The organism is Flagellimonas olearia (assembly GCF_009184425.1).
Classification (GTDB): domain Bacteria; phylum Bacteroidota; class Bacteroidia; order Flavobacteriales; family Flavobacteriaceae; genus Flagellimonas; species Flagellimonas olearia.
Map to the genome: position 1 here is coordinate 1 of NZ_WELG01000221.1, position 306 is coordinate 306.

At 35.0% G+C, this 306-nt stretch carries 1 protein-coding gene; it reads right to left on the minus strand.

Annotation, left to right across the window (positions count from 1 at the left end; genetic code table 11):
• Positions 1–24 precede the first annotated feature (24 nt).
• The coding region (locus F8C76_RS20120) for an SAM-dependent methyltransferase (RefSeq protein ID WP_211372233.1) at positions 25–306 on the minus strand (282 nt) is incomplete at its 5' end.

The window sequence follows — 306 nt, forward strand, 5'->3', positions numbered from 1 at the left end:
TTGCCGATAGCCAGGCTTTTAATTTTAGGCTCGCTTGAAATGGATAAAAAATTCAACATTCCCGTTTTTCCCTTTCACTAAGCTTTCTTGGATCTTTAAGATTTGAAAATCCTTTGTTTTTAAATGGTTTTTAAAGTTTTCTAAAGCGTTCAAAATGGCTTCTTTATCCACCACCACCCCCTTTTTATTGCGTTTTGTCGCTCTGCCCACTTCAAATTGCGGTTTGAAAAGCGTCAAAAATTCATCGCTTAAAGGCAAAATCGCTTCTAAAATACAATATAAAGAAATAAAGCTCACATCACAAAG